Below are 19673 nucleotides of genomic sequence, written 5' to 3' on the forward strand. Positions count from 1 at the left end.
ATGTTGCGTGATTTAGCCAAACAATTGACGCGCAAGTTTTTCCCACAACAAAACGCTTCAACACATTGGTCACAACACCGCGAACGCGGCAGTGAATGGGGCATGCGTTTTTGTTTGTGGTGTTACCGCACACTAGGAAAAAAAACACTGTACGCGCTGTTGTATCCCATCATCGGTTGGTTTTTTTTATTTGCCAGCAGCGCACGCGGCGAATCATACCGCTACTTGCAGCGCGTGCTACCAAACACACCAACACAGAAAGATATTTTTCAGCATTTCATGGCATTTGGTCGTTCGGTGGTGGATAAATTTTCTGCATGGACCGGTGATTTGCGGCGTGAAGATGTGGTGTTTGCCAACCGTGAATTATTGCGACAACAACTGAGCAAGCAGCACGGCGCTGTGATTCTCACTTCGCATCTTGGCAATGCGGATATGTGTCGCGCCTTGGTACACAATCATCCTGAATTTCGTCTGAATGTTTTACTTTCCACTGAACACGCCGCCAGCATTAATAAGGTGTTGCAAGAAGCCAATCCTTCTTCTGGTTTTGAAGTGATGCAGGTCAGCGATATTGGCCCTGAAACAGCTATACGGTTGCACGAAAAAATTCAACAAGGTGAGTTGGTTGTAATTGCAGCAGATCGCACCTCGCCCACCAGCACGCAGCGTATTTCTCGTGTGCCTTTTCTCGGTGAGGACGCAGCCTTTCCACAAGGGCCCTTTATTTTGGCGGCACTGATGGAATGTCCTGTGTATTTACTGTTTGCGCTACCCACAGAAAACCACTACGAAATTTTTTTGGAGCCTTTTGCCGGCCAACTCACTTTCCCGCGCCGGCAACGCGATGCACTGCTCACCGTGGCGATTACGCGCTACGCCGAACGCTTAGAACACTACTGCCGCCTCGCTCCTTTACAATGGTTTAATTTTTTCAATTTCTGGCAGCGCCATGACTGACTCTCCTCTACTGTTTGGTGAAGCACATATCACCATCGAAAATATTGTCGCGATTGCCGAAGGTAAACAATCCGTTGCGCTTTCATCCGATGCTGCTTTTCGTGAGCGCATCGACAAAGGCGTCGCGTTTCTTGAAACGCTGTTGCGCGATGACGGCGTGATTTACGGCGTAACAACTGGCTACGGCGATTCCTGTACCGTGCAAGTGCCCGCGCATCGTGTGGAAGAATTGCCGCTGCATTTAGCGCGCTTTCACGGCTGCGGGCTCGGCGACATTTTTGATGCACAACAAGGGCGCGCCATTCTCGCTGCTCGCCTCGCTTCGCTGGCACAGGGCTATTCCGGCGTAACACCAGCATTACTCGAACGCTTGGTGTTGTACATCAATGACGACATCGTACCCGTCATTCCGCAAGAAGGTTCAGTCGGCGCCAGTGGCGATCTCACGCCGCTGTCTTACATCGCCGCGACCTTGATGGGCGAGCGCGATGTGTGGTTTGGCGGTGAACGCCGCCCCGCACTGCACGTGTTGAATGAGTTGGCACTCGCTCCATTAACGCTGCGACCCAAAGAAGGTTTGGCGTTAATGAACGGTACCGCAGTGATGACAGCGCTCGCGTGTCTCGCTTATGTGCGCGCCGATTATTTAGCGCAATTAGCCGCGCGTATCACTGCGATGATGTCGGTGGCGCTGCAAGGTAACGCGCATCATTTTGATGAAAAATTATTTTCGGTAAAACCACATCTAGGGCAAAACACAGTTGCTGCATGGATACGCGGTGATTTGCATTGCGATGAAATGGCGCGCAATTCCAATCGTCTGCAAGATCGTTATTCGCTGCGCTGCGCACCGCACATCATCGGTGTATTAGTCGATAGCCAAGCGTGGTTGCGCCAATTTATTGAAACCGAACTCAATAGCGCAAACGACAATCCCATTATCGATGGCATCGGTGAACAGGTTTTACACGGCGGACATTTTTACGGCGGCCATATCGCATTTGCGATGGATGGATTAAAAAATGCGGTCGCCAATATCGCCGATTTGCTCGACAGACAGATGGCACTGTTGATGGATCCCAAATTCAATCACGGCTTGCCGGCGAATGTTTCCGGTGCCAGTGCAGAACGCTCCATGATCAATCACGGTTTCAAAGCCGTGCAAATTGGTTGTTCGGCGTGGACAGCAGAAGCATTGAAATTGACGATGCCAGCATCGGTTTTTTCACGCTCCACCGAATGCCACAACCAAGACAAAGTCAGCATGGGCACGATTGCTGCGCGCGATTGTTTGCGCGTGCTGCAACTCACCGAACAAGTTGCCGCTGCCAGTGTATTAGCCGCAACACAGGCACTGGAATTGCGCCAACGACAAGGCGAATTAAATGAGAAACAACTGACAACCACACTGCGCGAGATGAAAAATACTATTTCAGCAAATTTTGCTTTTGTGGAAGAAGACCGTCCATTAGAAGCAGACCTGCGCCACACGATTGACTGCATTCAACAACGCAAGTGGCAACTATTTACCCACACCAATACATTTCAAGGAGAAACTCATGGCCACTATTGAAAACTTTGATGTCATTGTTATTGGTGCAGGACCATCAGGCGCGATATCTTCCGCCTTATTAGTACAAAAAGGATATTCCGTTCTAATGTTGGAGCGTGAACAATTTCCGCGCTTCTCTATCGGTGAGAGTCTATTGCCACAGTGCATGGCTTTTATCGAGGAAGCAGGCATGTTACCTGCCGTGCAAGCAGGCGGATTCCAATTCAAAAATGGTGCTGCGTTTTATCACAACGGCAAACACACGCATTTTGATTTCACTAAAAAGTTTTCACCAGGTCACGGCACTACTTTTCAAGTGCAGCGTGCGCAGTTTGACAAAATTTTGGCCGATGAAGCAGCGCGTTTTGGTGTCGATTTACGCTATCGCCACGAAATTACTGCCGTGGATATCCATGGCGAACAACCGCGCGTAACTTTTCGCACCGCAGAAGGCGAAGTGCGTGAAGCAACAGCGAAGTTTTTATTGGATGCCAGCGGTTTTGGTCGCGTACTGCCTCGCTTGCTCGATCTTGAATATCCTTCTGACTTTCCTGTGCGTCAGGCCTGTTTCGCCACCGTGCGTGACAACATCACCGATGAGCGATTTGATCGCAACAAAATCCTTATCACCACCCACCCAATGCATCGCGATGTGTGGTACTGGACTATTCCATTTTCTAATGGTCAATGTTCCATGGGTGTTATCGCACCCCAAGCGTTTTACACTGGCTATTCTGAAAACTTGAATGAGCGCGTCATGCAAATTTTTAGTGAAGACGCTTACCTCAAAGAATTATTGAAGAATTCAGAAATCACACGCGATGCCATGCAAATTACCGGCTACTCCTGCAATGTGAAATCACTGCACGGCAAAGGCTTTGCACTGCTCGGCAATGCCGGTGAATTTTTGGATCCTGTGTTTTCTTCTGGCGTGACTATTGCGATGAAATCCGCTAGTTTGGCAGCAGCCGCACTTGATCGACAATTACGCGGTGAAGCCGTGGATTGGGAAGCCGATTTTGCAGCGCCACTGAAAAAAGGCGTTAAAACATTCCACACTTTTGTTAGCGCATGGTATGACTGCCGCTTCCAAGACATCGTGTATTACGATAAACACAACGACGACATCAAGGCGATGATCAGTTCCATTCTCGCCGGCTACGCTTGGGATGAAAACAATCCCTATGTCAAAGACAGCGAACGCCGCATGAATGTATTAGCGGAAATTTGTCGCAGCACATGAAACCGGTTTTATCTGCACTCGGCATACTCAATGCCTTAGGCGATAACAAACAAAAGGTGCTGGATAATTTTTTATCTGGCACAGCAACCGGTATGCAAAAAAATGGGGCGTCTTGGACGGGACAAGTCACCGTCACACTGCCAACCATCCCTGACACACTTGCTACCTTTGATTGTCGCAACAACCGTTTGTTGTTGGCTGCGTTGGCGCAGATACAGCCAGAAATTGATGCTGTGATTGCACAGTTTGGCAAACATCGCATCGCCGTGGTGATTGGCTCTAGCACCTCCGGCATTGCTGAAGGTGAAGCCGCTCTCGCAGAAAAACTGTGCAATGGCGTATGGTCGCTGGATTACGATTATCGCCAACAAGAAATCGGTACCGCCGCCGAGTTTATTGCGCGCTATCTCCATCTGTCTGGTGTAGCGATGGTTGTTTCCACTGCCTGTTCTTCCAGTGCTAAAGCGCTAGGCAGTGCGCGTCGTTTGTTGGAATTAAATTTATGCGACGCCGTAATTTGCGGCGGCAGCGACTCACTCTGCCAACTCACGCTGCAAGGTTTTACTGCGTTGGAATCGGTATCACCGCAGCGCTGCGAACCGTTTTCCGTAGGTCGCGACGGCATCAGCATTGGTGAAGGTGCTGCTTTATTTTTGATGCAAAAAAGTAGCGCGACAACAAAACAATCATCGCCCGAAATTATTTTTGCCGGTATGGGTGAATCCGCCGACGCACATCACATTTCCGCACCACACCCTGAAGGCATAGGTGCAGAAGCTGCGATGCGCGCTGCACTGCACGATGCAGGCTTACAAGCCTGCGACATTGCCTACATCAATTTGCACGGTACAGCGACGCCACTCAACGATGCGATGGAAAGCGCCGCCGTGTTTCGTGTATTTGGTAGCAACACCGCATGCAGTTCCACCAAACCGCTCACCGGACACACCCTCGGCGCAGCGGGCGCGACAGAAGCGGCACTGTGCTGGTTGTTATTATCCGATCACAATCATGCGCGCAGTGTTCCAGCGCAGTGCAATCAAAAAACACCAGATACCACTCTCGCACCTATCGCCATTTTGCGCAAAACACAAACACTGCCCGATAAAAAAACTCTTGCCATGCAGAGCAATTCTTTTGCCTTTGGCGGCAGCAATGCCTCGGTAATTTTGACGAGGTCGGTGTGATAGAAAAAACTTTTGAACTGGAAATATTACTACCACACCGTGCGCCGATGATTTTGCTCACACATGTGGTGGATTACGACGAACATTTCGCGCAAGCGGTGGTACACATCACAGAGCAGTCACCATTTTTTGATACGGCACTTGGCGGCGTACCCGCGTGGGTGGGCGTGGAATACATGGCACAAACGATAGGCATTTGGGCCGGACATCAACAGCGGCTGCGCGATAAACCCGTGCAAGCGGGCTTTCTACTCGGTAGTCGCAGTTACCGTTGCAATGCGGCGGTTTTTCCCAAGAACTGCACGCTACAACTGTCTGCCAAACCCGTGTATACCGACGACAGCGGACTTGGTGCATTTGATTGCGAAATTCGCTGCGACGATATTTTAGCCACTGCACAAATCAAAGCCTTTCGCCCAGAAAATCCGCGCGATTTTGTGCGCCATTTTTCCACGCAAAATAAAACAGGAATATCAACATGACACGCAGCGTACTCATTACTGGCTCTAGTCGCGGCATCGGTCGTGCTGTGGCGCTCGCTCTCGCCCACAGTGGTTTTGATATTGTGTTGCACTGCCGTTCACGCGTAGAAGATTTATACGCCGTGCGCGATGAAATCACCGCTCTGGGTCGCACGGTGCGCTGCTTGCAATTTGATATCGCCAACCGCGAGCAAACACAAAAAATTTTGCTCGATGATATTGAACAACACGGCGCTTATTACGGTGTGGTGTGCAACGCGGGCATCACACGCGACAACGCCTTTCCTGCGATCAGTGGTGAAGATTGGGATGCAGTGATCCACACCAATCTCGACGGTTTTTACAACGTATTGAATCCACTCATCATGCCAATGATACGCACAAAAAAAGGCGGCAGAATTGTGGCGATGTCATCAGTGTCTGGCGTGATGGGTAATCGCGGACAAGTGAATTACAGCGCATCCAAAGCGGGCTTGATCGGCGCGTGCAAAGCGCTAGCGGTTGAATTGGCTTCGCGCAAAATCACCGTCAATTGTGTCGCCCCAGGTTTAATCGAAACCGAGATGGCAACCGATGCGCAGGTATTGGAACACGCGCTAAAAATTATTCCTGCAGGCCGCATGGGCAGCGTGGAAGAAGTGGCGAGCCTCGTCAATTATTTGTTTTCCGATGGCGCGGCTTACATCACGCGGCAAGTGATTTCCGTCAACGGCGGCATGACGAGTTAAACGATGAACTATTTTTTATTTGCACTCGGCAGTGCGCTGCTGATTTTTATTTCGCGGCGCAATATGTGCGCTGTGCAATCGCACGGTTTTTATCGCCTGCTTGCATGGGAGTGCATGCTGCTGTTATTGCTGCGGCAATATCCGTTTTGGTTTGTTGATCGCTTTGCTTGGTATCAATGCATTTCTTGGCTGTTGTTGTTTACTGCAATCCCTCTAGTGATCGGAGGCGCTGTATTACTGAAACAACACGGCAACAGTGATGCGGTACGCGGTGATCCTGCTCTGCTCGGTTTTGAAAAAACCACGCAATTAGTCACGTACGGGTTTTATCGTTATATCCGCCACCCCATGTACAGCGCGCTGCTACTTTTGAATTGGGGCTTACTGTTCAAACAACCGTTTTCGTTGGCCAGCATTGCACTAGCACTACTCGCCACGCTGTTTTTATTTCTCACAGCGCGGCGCGAGGAGCAGGAAAATCTCGCCTATTTTGGTGAGGCTTATCGCGTTTACATGACGCAGACCAAACGCTTCCTTCCCAGGCTGTGGTAAAACTGCCCTGACGGGTTTCACTCGTTACAATAAGCACTCTTTCTGCCAATCCCGATGCGACACCGGACGCCTGCATGAGTAACCCATTCCACAAACCCAAGTTGCCGCGCCGTGTTGTAGTGACAGGCATGAGTGGTATCACCTCGCTGGGGCAGGATTGGGCGACGATTTCTGCCGCGTTGCGCGCCGGCCACACCGGCATTCGCCGCATGGATGGCTACGCCAAAATTGACGGTCTGATGACGCAGCTCGCCGGCCCCGTTACCGACTTCTCCCGCCCCGCGCACTACTCGCGCAAGCAGACGCGCAGCATGGGACGCGTAGCCTTGATGGCGACGCACTGCACCGAAGTCGCGCTGCAACAAGCGGGCTTACTGGACGATGTCAGCATCCGCGATGGGCGCATGGGCGTCGCCTACGGCTCCTGCAATGGCAGCACCGAAGCCACCATCGACTTCGGGCGTTTATTCGCGGAGCAATCCACCAAAGCCATGACCGCGACCACTTATGTCGAGATGATGAGCCACACCTGCGCCGTCAATATCGGCCTGTTTTTTGGCCTTAAGGGGCGCATCATCCCCACCGCCAGCGCCTGCACTTCTGGCAGCCAAGGCATTGGCTACGCCTACGAAGCCATTCGCTACGGCATGCAAGATTTGATGGTGGCAGGCGGTGCGGAAGAACTGTGTGTGGCGCACTCCGCCGTGTTCGACACCCTGTTTGCCGCCAGCTTAAAAAATGACACTCCCGATAAAACACCGCGCCCGTTTGACCGCGACCGTGATGGCTTAGTGATCGGCGAAGGCGCAGGCTCGTTGATACTGGAAGACTTAGAGCACGCCCAAGCGCGCGGCGCCACGATCCTCGCCGAGATCGTCGGCTACGCCACCAACTCGGATGGCGCGCACATCACGCAGCCGACCGCCGCCACCATGCAAGTGGTGATGGAACAGGCGCTAGCCGATGCTAATTTGTCGCCCTCCGCGATTGGTTATGTCAACGCACACGGCACAGCGACCGAGCACGGCGACATCGCTGAAACCAGTGCCACAAACGCGGTGTTTGGCGCGCGCATGCCAATCAGCTCGCTAAAAAGTTATTTCGGTCACACGCTCGGCGCTTGCGGCGCGTTGGAAGCGTGGCACAGCATCGAAATGCTCAACAGCGATTGGTATGCCCCCACCGCCAATCTCGACAATCTCGACGCACGCTGTGGCGAATTGGATTACATCACCGGCACAGGTCGCACGCTCAGCAATGAATTTGTCATGAGCAATAATTTTGCCTTTGGCGGCATCAATACTTCTTTAATTTTTAAGCGTTGGAATTAGAACAAGTTATGCAAATTTTTAACGATTTTATTTTGCGCTACATCCGTGGCTTTGAAATGCTCGGCGTACTCATGCGCATCTTCAGCTTTGGCTTAGTGAGTTGGATGGGGCCTGCCAGCCCGTTTATGTTTGTTTGGATACTGAATACGGTGGATGCTGCCATCTTGTCGTGGTGTTCCATCCTGCGTAAAGATGTCGCCTATTCACTGTTGAATACCTTCTGGATTATGGTAGGTGTCGTGGGCATTTTGCGCGCAGGCAACTTTATCCCTCATTAATTTTTTTGCACCAAACCACTCATGACAAGGAGCAAGACCATGAAAAAAATGCTGCAAATGTTTTTGGTAGCAACACTGCTCGGCTTTGCTGGCACTGCGCTGGCATTGGATGCAACAGAACAAAACTATGTAAGCATGTTGACGAGTGGCAGCATGTCTAGCGTAAAAATTGCTGCGCAAGATATTTACAACAGCAGCGAAGACAACCAAGTTGTGCTCGATTATTTGGCGGAAGTGTTATTGCAAAACTATGCCAACGCGACCATGGGCGACATTGATACTTTGTCATGGGCAGCTAAAGCCTTGGGGAAATCACGCAATCCGCGCTATCGCGACACGCTAAGCGAAGTTAGCAAAAGCAACAATAAAAAGCTGCGCAAATATGCCAGCCAAGCCCTAAATGAATTAAGTGATAGCACCGTACCGCAATATAAGCGCGGCTCTGTCTCTGCCATGAAAAAATCAAGTGGCAATGCATCAAGCTCTGCACGCAGCAATCGTAGCAGCGCAGCGACATCAACAGGTTCAGGACAACCACTCAGCGCAGTGACCAAAGGCATGAGCATGGCTCAGGCTTACGCACTCGTTGGTGAGCCGACATCCAGCACGGGGCATGTCACGGGTAAAGCGTGGATTCCATTCAATTTCAAAGGCTCAGACACTGCGCGGCTCTACGCGCTGTACAAAGGAAAAGGCCGCATTATTTTTACCAATCGTTCGTACTACGATCACACATGGCAAGTGTATGAAGTACAAACGGATTCCAACGAGCCTGGCTATCCTTAATTTTTACTCAATACGCGCTGCATGATTGCCACCGATCCCCCCGTTCCTGATTGGCAAAACCTACATTTGCCGGACACTTGGCCCGATCAATTAAATCTTCGCCATCCGCGTGATTTGTGGCAGTTTGTACAGCATTTGTTGGGCTTGCGTATCAAGCCGATACAACTGCCAGACAATGTGCCGTTTGCAGAAAATATTCCCAAATACATTCTGCAAGAGTTTCACAATTTACCTAACGGTAATTACTCGCGCCGTTTTACACGCGGTTACATCACCGGCTTTAATAAAGTGATGCTGGGTGAAATTGGTAAAAGCCATCAAAAAATTGTCGAACAATTATTGCAAGACCCTGCAATGCGCGATGGCAGCGTGTTGGATGTCGGTTGCGGCGGTGGCGGTTTAGCAGGCGCGTTGCATAAAGCTGGCATCAAAGAAGTGTGGGGCTTGGATTCATCACCGTACTTATTAAAACACGCTGCGCAGGATTGGCCTGCTGTGCGTTTTGTGCACGGCGTAGCGGAGAAACCAGAATTTCCAGACGCGCGCTTTAATGCCATCACCGCTTGTTTTCTATTGCATGAAATTCCACCGCGCTATCTCACACAGAGTTTGCAAGAGTGGTCGCGCATTTTGAAACCACGAGGCTGGTTGGCTTTTTGTGAACCGTCACCCTTACAAATAAAGAATAAACCGCTTGCACTATTGCGTGAATACGGTTGGCGCGGCTTGTATTTTTATGTGCTGGCCAAAAAACTCAACGAACCGTTTTTAATGGCGTGGCACAAACAAGACATTCCTGCCCTACTCAAACAACACGGTTTTGAGGTGATACAACACGACATCGATGTACCGATGCGCCATGTGCTGGCGCGAAAAATTTGAACGCGATGAATGCTGCGCCCGCCATCACAGCCAATCATATTGTTTTCACCTATGCGGGCGAACAACAAGCAGCTCTACAAAATATTTCTATCACCGTACCGCATGGCAGTTGTTTTGGCTTGCTCGGCCCCAATGGCGCAGGCAAAAGCACACTGCTGAGTTTGCTCACCGGCATTCTGCCTTTGCAACAGGGTGAAATTCGTTTTGTCGACGAGAATCGCAACCACCTCGCACTCGCGCCGCAAGATTATGCGTTCTATCCCAGTTTAACTGTGTATGAAAATCTCGCCTGCTTTGCCGGTTTATACGGCTTAAAAGGCAGCGGCAAACAAGCGCATATCGACTTTGCCGTTCACACTTGCGGTCTAGCAGAAACGCTCAATAAGCGCGCTGCGCAGTGCTCTGGCGGCGTGAGGCGGCGCTTGAATTTAGCCATCGCGTTGTTAAATAAGCCGCGCTTGTTATTTCTCGACGAACCCACTGTTGGCATCGACGCGCAATCGCGTCACTTTATTCTCGACACCATTCGTCAGTTACAAAAAAGCGGCATGACGATTGTCTACACCTCGCATTACATGGAAGAAATTCAATCTATCTGTGATGTGTTGGCGATTATCGATCACGGCAAACTGCTGGTGCAGGACACGCTGGCTAACATCTTAGAACGCGCCGCTACACTGCCCGTTACACCGCGCCAAAACGCGCAGCGGCTGGAAGATTTTTATTTGTCGCTCACCCACACTGCGCTGCGTGATTGATATGACTGCGCTACTTGCCATCATCAAAAAAGAATTGCTACTGCTGAGCCGCGATATACACGGCTTGCTCTTGCTGTTTGCGATGCCAATGGCATTTATTTTGATTATGTCGCTGGCGCTGCAAGAACAATTCTCCAACACCAGCGTGAAAAAAATTGCTGCACAGCTAGTCAATCAAGCACAAAATGCAGAAGCTGAGCGCGTGATTGCACTACTGCAACAAAAATCCGTGTTTGCTTGGCAGAGCGCGCACGATAAACACACTGCTTTTGTTTTAACCCTGAAACAACAAAACGATGTCTTGCAAGCAGACATTCTTGTTGAACCTGATACCAACGCGCAAACCGAAGCATTGTTCACCGCCAGCGTACAAGAAGCGATGGCGCGGCAACACACAGAAACACTGCTGCTAAAACTCAAAATACAGCAAGCGCTGCAAGGCGACACTGCTGCCACACTCACCATTGACGAAGACACACTGCAAAAAAACAGCGTCAGCATGCGCTACAACTATCAAGCAGATCAAAATCATGCACGCCCTTCTGCGGTACAACAAAATGTGCCTGCATGGTTAGTGTTTGCGATGTTTTTTCTGTTGTTGCCGCTCTCTAACACACTAATCAGTGAGCGGCAGCAAGCCACGCTGCGCCGTTTGCGCACGCTGCCGATTTCTCGCGCGCTGCCCGTGATTGGCAAACTAGTGCCGTATTTTTTTATCAATCAAATTCAAGTGTTATTGATGTTGGCAGTCGGTGTTTACGCCATGCCTTGGTTTGGCGCGGAATCATTGACGCTAGGCAATTCACTGCTGAGCTTAGTTGTTATGTCGATAGCACTGAGTAGCGCTGCATTGGGCTACGGCATTTTAATTGCCGCGCTGGCGCGCACCACCGATCAAGCCACTACGCTAGGCGGCGTGGGCAATATCCTGCTCGCTGCACTCGGCGGCATTATGGTGCCGCGTTTTGTGATGCCAGAAACCATGCAACGCATTGCCGATTGGTCGCCGATGGCATGGGGCTTAGACGGTTTTCTCGATATTTTTTTACGCAACGGCTCGCTGCACGATGTGCTGCCAGAAGCGGGTTCTCTATTGCTCTTCGGCTGTGTCACTATAGCGCTGGCTATGCATCTACAAAAATCGAAAACACTATGATCGTAAACACCATGATTGATCGCGAAACATTAAAAATAGAATTAAAAAAATTGATCGTGGTGGAATGCGATAAGGACATCGCGCCTGAAACGATTACCGACGATGCGATTTTGATCGGTGGTGATTTAGAGTTAGATTCACTCGACGCATTGCAAATCGCGATGGCGATAAAAACACAGTACAGCGTGCGAATTGAAGATGGTCCGTCTGCGCGGCGCGCGATGCAATCCATCAACACGCTGGCGGATACTATTTTGAATTATCAACCCGACTGACGCGCGTATTTTTATGTCGATGGCTGCCAATCATTCCGCTTGTTTTCTTGCCGCTGGCATTACTAGCACACTAGGCACAGGTGTGGATGCGCATTTAGCCGCACTACAACACGCACCGACAGCGCCGCAATTATTGCAACGCACACTCGGCGACACGCAGGAAACGGTGCCGTATAAATTATTGCATGGCGTACCGCTAGAAAATATTGAAACACGCTTACTGCGCAGCATCGATCTCACCATTCAGCAAGCTTTGGATGCTGCAAAATTAAGCACACGCGAACAACGCGAGATGGCATTGTTTGTCGGTTCTTCATCGTTTGATATTTCGATTTCTGAACATCAGTACCAACAAGCGCAACAAGTGCGCGGCTCTGCGATTCCGCTCGGCGGCTCGCCTTCGTTTGGCAAATTGGCGGACATGCTGCGCCAACGCTACGGATTGTTTGGCCCTGAATTTAGTTTCAACACCGCTTGCACCAGCAGCGCCAACGCGTTGTGGTACGCCTCGCGTTTATTGGCGAGCGGCGCAGTGCGGCATGCGCTAGTCATCGGCGTGGAATTGATCAATGACATCACCGCGCTGGGTTTTCAAGGCTTAGGTTTGCTCACACCATCCGTCATGCGCCCTTTCGATGCCGCACGCAACGGGCTGGTGCTCGGCGAAGCGGTCAGCGCGATGATTTTGGGTGCGGGCGAAGCGGCGGATTTCCGTTTATTGGGTGGCGCGAATCTTTGCGACACGCACAGCATGTCGGCCGCCAACGCCGATGGCTCCAGCGTGGCACGCGTAATTCAACAAGCCATGACAGAAGCGAGTATCACACCTACAGACATCGGCTGCCTGAAAGTGCACGGTACGGCGAGCTTGCTCAATGACGAAGCGGAAGCTGCCGGCTTGCTGCAAGTTTTTACAAAAGTGCCACCCGTTTGCGCGCTAAAACCTTTTCTCGGTCACACACTCGGTGCTTGCGGTTTAACGGAATTAATTTTGATGTGGAAATCACTCACAGCATCCACTGCTTTTCTTCCTGCCACGCCGAATATTGGCAACGATACAAATGAATTGGGGATTGCACTCAATCAAACTTGTATCGAGCCACCATCTGGCGCTTGTCTGCTCAACTATTTTGGTTTTGGCGGCAATAACACGGCGCTGATCATGGGGTGTGGTGCATGAATACATCGCAGATCAAAATTATCGCACACGGGCATTACAGCGCAGCAATCAACAGCAATGATTTGCCGTCGTTAAAAGAATTGGTGAAAGAAACTACCGGCGAAACCGTGCGTCGCGTCGGGCGTTTTATTCAGCTTGCGTTAATTGGTGCCGGGCGTTGTTTGCGACAACAAACCCCACCCGCCGACACTGCGGTTTACCTCACTTCGGGTCGCGGCGATTTAGAAACTACGCTGGAAGTGCTCACGCAAATGGTGGAACACGGCTTACCACCGAAGCCCTTAAGTTTTATCAACACCGTGAGCAATTCCGCCTGCTTTTATGTCGCCAAACAATTTGCACTGCAGGGGCGCAGCCAATTTGTCACACGCTGTTACGCACCGTTAGAAAGTGCACTGCAATTAGCTGCACTGGATATGCAAATCACGGCTGTGCGCACGGCATTGGTTGGTTCAGTGGATTTATGCACTGCACCACTGCGCGATCATCGACAAAGACTTGGCGTAACAGAAAACACAGAAGTGGGCGAAGGCAGCCATTGGTTTTTGCTCACCACAGATAAAACCACAGAAAAAACTCTGGCGACGATTGATCACTGCGTTGCCTTGGCAGATCGCCATACGCTCACGCATTGGCTGCAACAACACAACACAGAAAATGCAGCATTCGCTTTAGGACAACATATCGATACCGCGACTGCTCAGTGGTTGCAAAACAGCGTATCGCATCAACAACTGTTCACCGCACCCAACACACCGTGGTATGACAGCCATTGCGGCAACACACTAGGCTATTTTTTGCAGCAAAAATCGGCACAGCAGTTATTGCATATCGACTGTGACCCTGATGGCCGCTTCAATGTCTTGCAGGTGTCTTTATGAGACAAAAGTGCTTAGTGATATTTACCTTGCTATTGCTGACGGCCTGCCAGCACGCACCCAAACAGAACGAAGACAGCAATACAAATCGCATCGCTATTTCCGATAACATTACTCTGCAACTATTACTGCCAAAAAATAGCTTTACTGCTACACAAAAAATCACTGCACGCTATCGTGATCCACAAAAGAAACCTGACGCAGCGCAAGAATCGCAACACACGCTATTGATGCAAGTGCAAGCTTCGCCCAAAAACATTGTCATAGCAGGGCTCGCACCCAGCGGCACGCGCTTGTTCAGCCTGCAATTTGATGGGGCAGCAATCGACACTTGGCGTTCACCCCTGTTTTCACTGCAACAAATCGCGACTAGCTCTTTTGATGCGCGCTACGCACTGGCGGATTTTGAATTGACTACTTTTCCACTCACCGAATTACAGTCGGCACTGACTGGCAGTGCACAGTTGATCGAAACTACAGGTAAAAATGGCTTACGCACGCGCGAACTGCAACGCAACAATGGCAATACCGTGATACATATTGAATATCGCTCAACAGATACCCAATATTGCCATCGCGAACGCCACTATTGTTTGTTGATTGAAAACTTACCTTGAGGAGCGCAGTGTTATGAACGACCCTCTCCTGCCTGTTAACGCCATCACCGATATCGACATTCCATTTCAAGATATTGATGCGATGGAAATTGTTTGGCACGGCAACTACCCGCGCTACTTAGAAATTGCGCGCTGCGATTTACTGGACAGCATAGGCTACGACTACCCCAGTATGCGCGATTCCAGCTATGCGTGGCCCGTGATTGATATGCGCATCAAATATATAAAACCTCTGCATTTCAAGCAATGCATTCGCGTGCGCAGTGAAATTAAAGAATATGAAAATCGCCTGAAAATAGATTTTTTAATCACTGATGCAAACAGCGGCGAAAAGCTATGCAAGGCATACACCATCCAAGTGGCTGTTGATATGCAAACACAGGAGATGTGCTTCGTCTCGCCACCGATTTTGCGGGAAAAACTGGCGGCTTATCAGCAAACTAAACGCGCTATCAACCAAGCAATTAACACAGGAAAGCTCGCATGATACTCTTTGTCCCCATCCTGCGCAGCGTTGCCTTGTTCTAGCGTTAATCGCTCTGCCTTTCACTGTGCTTGCTGATAACACAGCACTGCGCGACAACATCTTGAGCCAACTCGCACAACAAAAAAATCGTCACTTCCATTTTGTACAAGAAAAGAAATTGGCGATGTTGGACAAACCCTTAATTACCGAAGGCGAATTGTTATTGGATGATAAGCAAACCGTCACTTGGGATATCCAAAAACCTTTTGCATTGCGTTATGTGCTGACACCGACCAGCATTCGCGAAATTGACGCACAGGGCGAACGCAACCTACAGACTGGGCAAAACCCACTCGCCGCCGCGCTGACGCAAGCCATGACAGCAACTTTCAGCGGGCAGTGGCGCGATGACAATGCACTGGCGACAGTGACGGCGTCTGGCGATCAACAACAATGGCAATTGCAGATCACACCGCGTTCTGCTGAACTGCAAACCTTAATTCAGTCCATGACGGTTGATGGCCAACAAAAAACCATCAACACCGTCACCATTTTAGAAAGTAACGGTGATCGCGCTGTGATTCATTTGCGTACACTCACACGATGAGTGTTGAGCAACACACTCAAAAATCTTGGTGGCTACGCCTCTGGTTAGCCACACTGGTTGCGCTGAGTTGCTTTGCGCTGTTTGGCATGGTGAGTGATGTTTGGCCCGGCCTGCCAGTGCGTAGCAACATCATGGAATTGCTGCCCAATTTGCGCGATGACGCGGTACTGCGCGATGCACTGCAACGCAACAATCGCGCTTTCAGCCAAAAACTATTAATTTTAGTCGGCGATACCGACGACAAAAAAACCGACGCCGCTGCAGCGCGTGTTATCGACAGCATTCAACAACAAGATTTTTTTTCTGCACCCATGACGGGCGTTGCTCTCGATCAAGCGCAGGCGATAGGCAAGTTTTATTATCCGTGGCGCGCAGGCTTGCTCAGCACACAACAACGACAGTGGATTGAGAACAACAATTTTTCTGCCATCGAAAAACAATTAACCGAAACACTTTACAGCCCAATCAGCGGCATCAATAGCACTCTACTCAGCAATGATCCACTGCTAATTTTCTATGCTTTCATGCGCGGCTTATCGCCTGCGCAAGGCAACATGCAAAGCGTCAACGGTCACTTGCAAGTGCGCGGTACAGATAAAAACTACCGTGTGATTATTGTCGATATCAAACCCGATGTGTTTGATATGTCACTGCATCCGCGTTACAGCGCTTGGCGCGAACAATTACAGCAATCGTTGCAACAGCAATTTCCACAATCAGAATTATTATTGATGGGCGCAGTGCAGCACGCAGTATGGGGTGCAAGCAGCGCCAAACGCGAAGTGGCTATTGTCGGCAACGGCTCTTTGCTGGGCATTATTTTATTGATCGTGATTGTGTTTCGCGGTGCACGCGCATTATTTTCTACGCTACTGCCACTCGGTGCCGGTGTCTTTGCAGGTCTAGTTGCCACACTGTTGTGCTTCCGTGAAATTCACCTCATCACGCTCGTATTTGGTAGCAGCGTCATCGGTGTGGCGATGGATTACAGCCTGCACTATCTCACCGAGCACTACAAAGACAGCGACAAACTCAGCAGCCGCCAATGTATGCAGCGCGTTTTTACCGGCATCACCATGGCGATGATTACCAGTGCCATTGCCTACGCCGCGATAGGTTTTGCGCCGTTTCCCGTACTGCGCCAGATTGCGGTTTTTTCCTGTGCTGGCTTGTTCATGGCATGGTTCACGGTTGTCAGTTTGTATCCCAGCTTGATGCCCACCGCATTATTTTCCCATCCGCGTTATTTGCAATGGAGCGAAAAAACCGATCATTTTTTACGGCACTTGTTTGATGGTAAATTTCGGCGCAGCGTTTTATTCCTTGCTGCGCTGGCGATGATTCCTAGCATCCTCAACATTCAAGCCAATGACGATTTGCATCTATTACAAGCTCCAGAGCCCAGCATTGCCACGATGGAAAAACGCGTACAAGCTTTGGCCGGATTACAACCCAGCACGCAGTTTTTTCTGATTGAAGGTGCGACACAAGAACAGCTTTTGCAACGCAGCGAACAACTGGAAAGCTGGCTCGCTAAAGAACAACCCAAAGCCACAGCGGATGTATTGACGCACTACCTCCCTTCGCAACAACGCCAACAGGAAAACTTTTTAGCACAGAAAAAACTATTCACCGAATTTGCAACACAGTGGCAAAATACCGTGGGCTTATCAGATGATGTTATCAATAAAGCAGCAGTGGCATTTCAACAAACACCAACCGCTTGGTTAAACGCTGACAGCATCAATTATTCACCGCTCGCTAACACAGTCGAGCATTTTCAACTGCATCAAACCGAGAGAGGCTGGATTGCCACAGCGTTTGTACGCAACAGCCACGACATTACTGCATTGAAAAATTACGCAAACACACACGACGGAGTGCATTGGATGGATCCCGTCAGTGATATTTCTCAACTATTCAAACATTACCGCGAACAAACGGGATGGATGATGTTGATTGCCTACGCGCTGATCGCCGCTTTGTTGTGCTGGCGTTACCGTTTTTCACAAGCATGGCGCGTGATGTTGGCACCTGCTTTGGCGGCGTGGTTCACTTTAGGATTGCTCGGTTACGCCGGTGTCGCGCTCAACTTATTTCATGTGCTGGCGCTGTTATTGGTATTAGGTGTCGGCATCGACTACAGTATTTTCTTTGCCGAAAGTGATACGCATCGCGACACCACGATGCTCGCCGTGTTGTTATCCACAGCAACCACTTTATTGTCTTTTGGTTTATTGGCACTCAGCCAAACCGCTGCCATCAGTTCTTTCGGCATCGTGATCAGTATTGGTTTAGTGTGCTCGCTGTTGTTTTCACCATTGGCGCAGCATCAACATTTTCAGCCAAACAATTAGCGGCTGTATCGCGCCAAAAGATGCCACGCTTGCGCTTCACGATCAGCACAGCCATTCAATAATTCGTTGAGCAACGCCACATCCATCATCTCGCGTCCTTTGCACATTTTGCTCGCGCGCAGTGCAAACAAACGCCAGTGATCGCCCGCTTCTGTCATCGCTGCTGCCGCTTCTTTTAACGGTGCACTCTCCAATAAACGCGATGCTTCGCGCAAAAAAGCGGCATAAATAAAACGAAAACCTGCACCGCCGGTGCCGATTTCTTCTTGCATACGCACGATATGGCCAAGATACAGCGGCAAGTATTGTTCTCGTTTTGCTGCATCGCGTTCCAATTTCAATAACTGTTTGCCCATGTAGCGAATACCGCGCACACCCACAAAAGGCAGCGGTGCGCCTGTCATCACGCGCACATTGCGTTTGATCGCCACAGGAATCGCTTTTTGATAATCCACCACCTCTGGTGTGTGCGTTACCCAATACTGCAAACCTTTTGCCGCCAATGCACCTTTAGCGAAACGCGCTTTCATTAACGATGCACGATCGCAGCGCACTGGCATTTCAAACACGGGATCACTGATTAAATAGTCATTACCTTCACGGCCGTAGACCACAATATTGTGCGCATTGAAATGAAAACGCATACCTTCTGGAAAATACGGCAACCAAAAAACCGAAGTTTGCAGACCGACAATTTTTCCTGCATCCAAAGCGGCATCCAATGCATCCATACCGCGTTCAGCGTTGTTAAAGGTTGAAAAATCTAAGCGCGCACCCGTTGTTTTTTGCACACCGCGAATAATGCTGCGCGGTGGCATACGGTAGGCAATCAATGGCAGACCTGAAATTTTCACCAAGGGAATTAGCGCAAAACTCGCAGCAGACGCCAAGCCAAAGGCCATCGGCTCACTCATCGGCAAGCCGTGATGCGTGAGCAGTGCCGACATCACGCCGCTTTCGCAATGTGCTGATTGCTGATGCATAAATGTACTCATGGTTCACGCACCAAAGTTTTTAATGCCCGCATATCCAAACCCAAGGCTTCGGCATAACGCTTCATTATTTTTTGCGACAAGCGCGCATAAATTGAGGGGCGAAAATGGCGACGAATACGCCAGCGAAATAAGCCACTGGTTTGCGACAGCAGAGCCAAATCCATACGGCGATACACCATGTAGTATTCCAACGGCGAAGTGTCACCGCGCTGCGCACGCTGCCATGCCGCTTCTTGTTGTTGCGCTAATAAATCCAAAGCAGAATCGGTGGCGAGTGTTTCTGCCTCCCAACCTGTGGATGCTACGCCGATGTAATCACCGTTTTCATTCGTGGCGTACAGTAATTTGCGATGACCGCCGTAAGTGTGGCTATTGTCTTGCGGCACTTGCGAGTGATCCACGC

At 50.1% G+C, this 19673-nt stretch carries 22 protein-coding genes; 20 read left to right on the plus strand and 2 right to left on the minus strand.

The features are described 5' to 3' along the window. The 20 genes from R3E63_03075 to R3E63_03170 all read left to right on the plus strand — a co-directional run bounded on the left by R3E63_03075 (position 1) and on the right by R3E63_03170 (position 18275). A complete protein-coding gene (locus R3E63_03075; GenBank protein ID MEZ5538943.1) occupies positions 1–960 on the plus strand; it encodes a glycosyl transferase in 960 nt (319 codons plus the stop codon). Beyond that, entirely contained in the window at positions 953–2533 is a 1581-nt protein-coding gene (locus tag R3E63_03080; GenBank protein MEZ5538944.1) for an aromatic amino acid ammonia-lyase, read from the plus strand. Before R3E63_03075 ends, R3E63_03080 begins: the two co-directional genes overlap by 8 nt. Continuing rightward, complete coding sequence (locus R3E63_03085; GenBank protein MEZ5538945.1) at positions 2520–3755, plus strand: NAD(P)/FAD-dependent oxidoreductase; 1236 nt, start codon at positions 2520–2522, stop codon at positions 3753–3755. The genes R3E63_03080 and R3E63_03085 overlap by 14 nt, the downstream gene beginning before the upstream one ends. Next, entirely contained in the window at positions 3752–4942 is a 1191-nt protein-coding gene (locus R3E63_03090) for a beta-ketoacyl-[acyl-carrier-protein] synthase family protein (protein MEZ5538946.1), read from the plus strand. Before R3E63_03085 ends, R3E63_03090 begins: the two co-directional genes overlap by 4 nt. Then, entirely contained in the window at positions 4939–5424 is a 486-nt protein-coding gene (locus R3E63_03095) for a hotdog family protein (protein MEZ5538947.1), read from the plus strand. Before R3E63_03090 ends, R3E63_03095 begins: the two co-directional genes overlap by 4 nt. After that, positions 5421–6152 carry a 3-ketoacyl-ACP reductase FabG2 gene (locus R3E63_03100; protein MEZ5538948.1) on the plus strand — a complete coding sequence of 244 codons (732 nt, stop codon included), beginning with the start codon at positions 5421–5423 and terminating at the stop codon, positions 6150–6152. Before R3E63_03095 ends, R3E63_03100 begins: the two co-directional genes overlap by 4 nt. A gap of 3 nt (positions 6153–6155) precedes the next feature. Next, positions 6156–6704: a methyltransferase gene (locus R3E63_03105; GenBank protein MEZ5538949.1), complete on the plus strand. Its 549-nt coding sequence runs from the start codon at positions 6156–6158 to the stop codon at positions 6702–6704. A 74-nt stretch (positions 6705–6778) separates the two neighbouring features. Next, positions 6779–8035, plus strand: coding sequence for a beta-ketoacyl-ACP synthase (locus tag R3E63_03110; GenBank protein ID MEZ5538950.1), 1257 nt, complete (start codon positions 6779–6781; stop codon positions 8033–8035). An 8-nt stretch (positions 8036–8043) separates the two neighbouring features. Continuing rightward, positions 8044–8313 carry a hypothetical protein gene (locus R3E63_03115; protein MEZ5538951.1) on the plus strand — a complete coding sequence of 90 codons (270 nt, stop codon included), beginning with the start codon at positions 8044–8046 and terminating at the stop codon, positions 8311–8313. 39 nt (positions 8314–8352) lie between these two features. Beyond that, positions 8353–9099: a hypothetical protein gene (locus R3E63_03120; GenBank protein MEZ5538952.1), complete on the plus strand. Its 747-nt coding sequence runs from the start codon at positions 8353–8355 to the stop codon at positions 9097–9099. 21 nt (positions 9100–9120) lie between these two features. Beyond that, positions 9121–9981, plus strand: a complete 861-nt coding sequence (locus tag R3E63_03125; GenBank protein MEZ5538953.1) for a class I SAM-dependent methyltransferase — start codon at positions 9121–9123, stop codon at positions 9979–9981. Between the two features lie 5 nt (positions 9982–9986). Further along, on the plus strand, positions 9987–10739 hold the full coding sequence (locus R3E63_03130; GenBank protein ID MEZ5538954.1) for an ABC transporter ATP-binding protein: 753 nt from the start codon (positions 9987–9989) through the stop codon (positions 10737–10739). Between the two features lies 1 nt (position 10740). Continuing rightward, positions 10741–11895 (plus strand): ABC transporter permease, encoded by a 1155-nt coding sequence (locus R3E63_03135; protein ID MEZ5538955.1) that lies wholly within the window; start codon positions 10741–10743, stop codon positions 11893–11895. After that, positions 11892–12170 (plus strand): acyl carrier protein, encoded by a 279-nt coding sequence (locus R3E63_03140; protein ID MEZ5538956.1) that lies wholly within the window; start codon positions 11892–11894, stop codon positions 12168–12170. Before R3E63_03135 ends, R3E63_03140 begins: the two co-directional genes overlap by 4 nt. Before the next feature lie 13 nt (positions 12171–12183). After that, entirely contained in the window at positions 12184–13350 is a 1167-nt protein-coding gene (locus R3E63_03145) for a beta-ketoacyl synthase N-terminal-like domain-containing protein (protein ID MEZ5538957.1), read from the plus strand. Beyond that, a complete protein-coding gene (locus tag R3E63_03150; GenBank protein ID MEZ5538958.1) occupies positions 13347–14231 on the plus strand; it encodes a hypothetical protein in 885 nt (294 codons plus the stop codon). The genes R3E63_03145 and R3E63_03150 overlap by 4 nt, the downstream gene beginning before the upstream one ends. Next, positions 14228–14845: a DUF3261 domain-containing protein gene (locus R3E63_03155; protein ID MEZ5538959.1), complete on the plus strand. Its 618-nt coding sequence runs from the start codon at positions 14228–14230 to the stop codon at positions 14843–14845. The genes R3E63_03150 and R3E63_03155 overlap by 4 nt, the downstream gene beginning before the upstream one ends. A 13-nt stretch (positions 14846–14858) precedes the next feature. Beyond that, on the plus strand, positions 14859–15332 hold the full coding sequence (locus R3E63_03160) for a thioesterase family protein (GenBank protein MEZ5538960.1): 474 nt from the start codon (positions 14859–14861) through the stop codon (positions 15330–15332). Between the two features lie 64 nt (positions 15333–15396). Beyond that, positions 15397–15918, plus strand: coding sequence for an outer membrane lipoprotein carrier protein LolA (locus R3E63_03165; GenBank protein ID MEZ5538961.1), 522 nt, complete (start codon positions 15397–15399; stop codon positions 15916–15918). Next, entirely contained in the window at positions 15915–18275 is a 2361-nt protein-coding gene (locus tag R3E63_03170) for an MMPL family transporter (GenBank protein ID MEZ5538962.1), read from the plus strand. Before R3E63_03165 ends, R3E63_03170 begins: the two co-directional genes overlap by 4 nt. Here the strand turns inward: R3E63_03170 and R3E63_03175 are convergent. Then, entirely contained in the window at positions 18272–19270 is a 999-nt protein-coding gene (locus R3E63_03175) for a BtrH N-terminal domain-containing protein (protein MEZ5538963.1), read from the minus strand. The genes R3E63_03170 and R3E63_03175 overlap by 4 nt on opposite strands. Further along, positions 19267–19671 carry a hypothetical protein gene (locus tag R3E63_03180; protein ID MEZ5538964.1) on the minus strand — a complete coding sequence of 135 codons (405 nt, stop codon included), beginning with the start codon at positions 19669–19671 and terminating at the stop codon, positions 19267–19269. Before R3E63_03180 ends, R3E63_03175 begins: the two co-directional genes overlap by 4 nt. Between the last annotated feature and the right edge of the window lie 2 nt (positions 19672–19673).

It is taken from the genome of Pseudomonadales bacterium (genome assembly GCA_041395665.1).
Taxonomy (GTDB): domain Bacteria; phylum Pseudomonadota; class Gammaproteobacteria; order Pseudomonadales; family UBA7239; genus UBA7239.

Excerpts from the sequence above, each read along its gene's own strand:
- R3E63_03075 (MEZ5538943.1), top strand. The coding sequence starts at position 1 with ATGTTGCGTGATTTAGCCAAACAATTGACGCGCAAGTTTTTCCCACAA.
- R3E63_03080 (MEZ5538944.1), top strand. The coding sequence starts at position 953 with ATGACTGACTCTCCTCTACTGTTTGGTGAAGCACATATCACCATCGAA.
- R3E63_03085 (MEZ5538945.1), top strand. The coding sequence starts at position 2,520 with ATGGCCACTATTGAAAACTTTGATGTCATTGTTATTGGTGCAGGACCA.
- R3E63_03090 (MEZ5538946.1), top strand. The coding sequence starts at position 3,752 with ATGAAACCGGTTTTATCTGCACTCGGCATACTCAATGCCTTAGGCGAT.
- R3E63_03100 (MEZ5538948.1), top strand. The coding sequence starts at position 5,421 with ATGACACGCAGCGTACTCATTACTGGCTCTAGTCGCGGCATCGGTCGT.
- R3E63_03105 (MEZ5538949.1), top strand. The coding sequence starts at position 6,156 with ATGAACTATTTTTTATTTGCACTCGGCAGTGCGCTGCTGATTTTTATT.
- R3E63_03110 (MEZ5538950.1), top strand. The coding sequence starts at position 6,779 with ATGAGTAACCCATTCCACAAACCCAAGTTGCCGCGCCGTGTTGTAGTG.
- R3E63_03115 (MEZ5538951.1), top strand. The coding sequence starts at position 8,044 with ATGCAAATTTTTAACGATTTTATTTTGCGCTACATCCGTGGCTTTGAA.
- R3E63_03120 (MEZ5538952.1), top strand. The coding sequence starts at position 8,353 with ATGAAAAAAATGCTGCAAATGTTTTTGGTAGCAACACTGCTCGGCTTT.
- R3E63_03125 (MEZ5538953.1), top strand. The coding sequence starts at position 9,121 with ATGATTGCCACCGATCCCCCCGTTCCTGATTGGCAAAACCTACATTTG.
- R3E63_03130 (MEZ5538954.1), top strand. The coding sequence starts at position 9,987 with ATGAATGCTGCGCCCGCCATCACAGCCAATCATATTGTTTTCACCTAT.
- R3E63_03135 (MEZ5538955.1), top strand. The coding sequence starts at position 10,741 with ATGACTGCGCTACTTGCCATCATCAAAAAAGAATTGCTACTGCTGAGC.
- R3E63_03140 (MEZ5538956.1), top strand. The coding sequence starts at position 11,892 with ATGATCGTAAACACCATGATTGATCGCGAAACATTAAAAATAGAATTA.
- R3E63_03145 (MEZ5538957.1), top strand. The coding sequence starts at position 12,184 with ATGTCGATGGCTGCCAATCATTCCGCTTGTTTTCTTGCCGCTGGCATT.
- R3E63_03150 (MEZ5538958.1), top strand. The coding sequence starts at position 13,347 with ATGAATACATCGCAGATCAAAATTATCGCACACGGGCATTACAGCGCA.
- R3E63_03155 (MEZ5538959.1), top strand. The coding sequence starts at position 14,228 with ATGAGACAAAAGTGCTTAGTGATATTTACCTTGCTATTGCTGACGGCC.
- R3E63_03160 (MEZ5538960.1), top strand. The coding sequence starts at position 14,859 with ATGAACGACCCTCTCCTGCCTGTTAACGCCATCACCGATATCGACATT.
- R3E63_03170 (MEZ5538962.1), top strand. The coding sequence starts at position 15,915 with ATGAGTGTTGAGCAACACACTCAAAAATCTTGGTGGCTACGCCTCTGG.
- R3E63_03175 (MEZ5538963.1), bottom strand. The coding sequence starts at position 19,270 with ATGAGTACATTTATGCATCAGCAATCAGCACATTGCGAAAGCGGCGTG.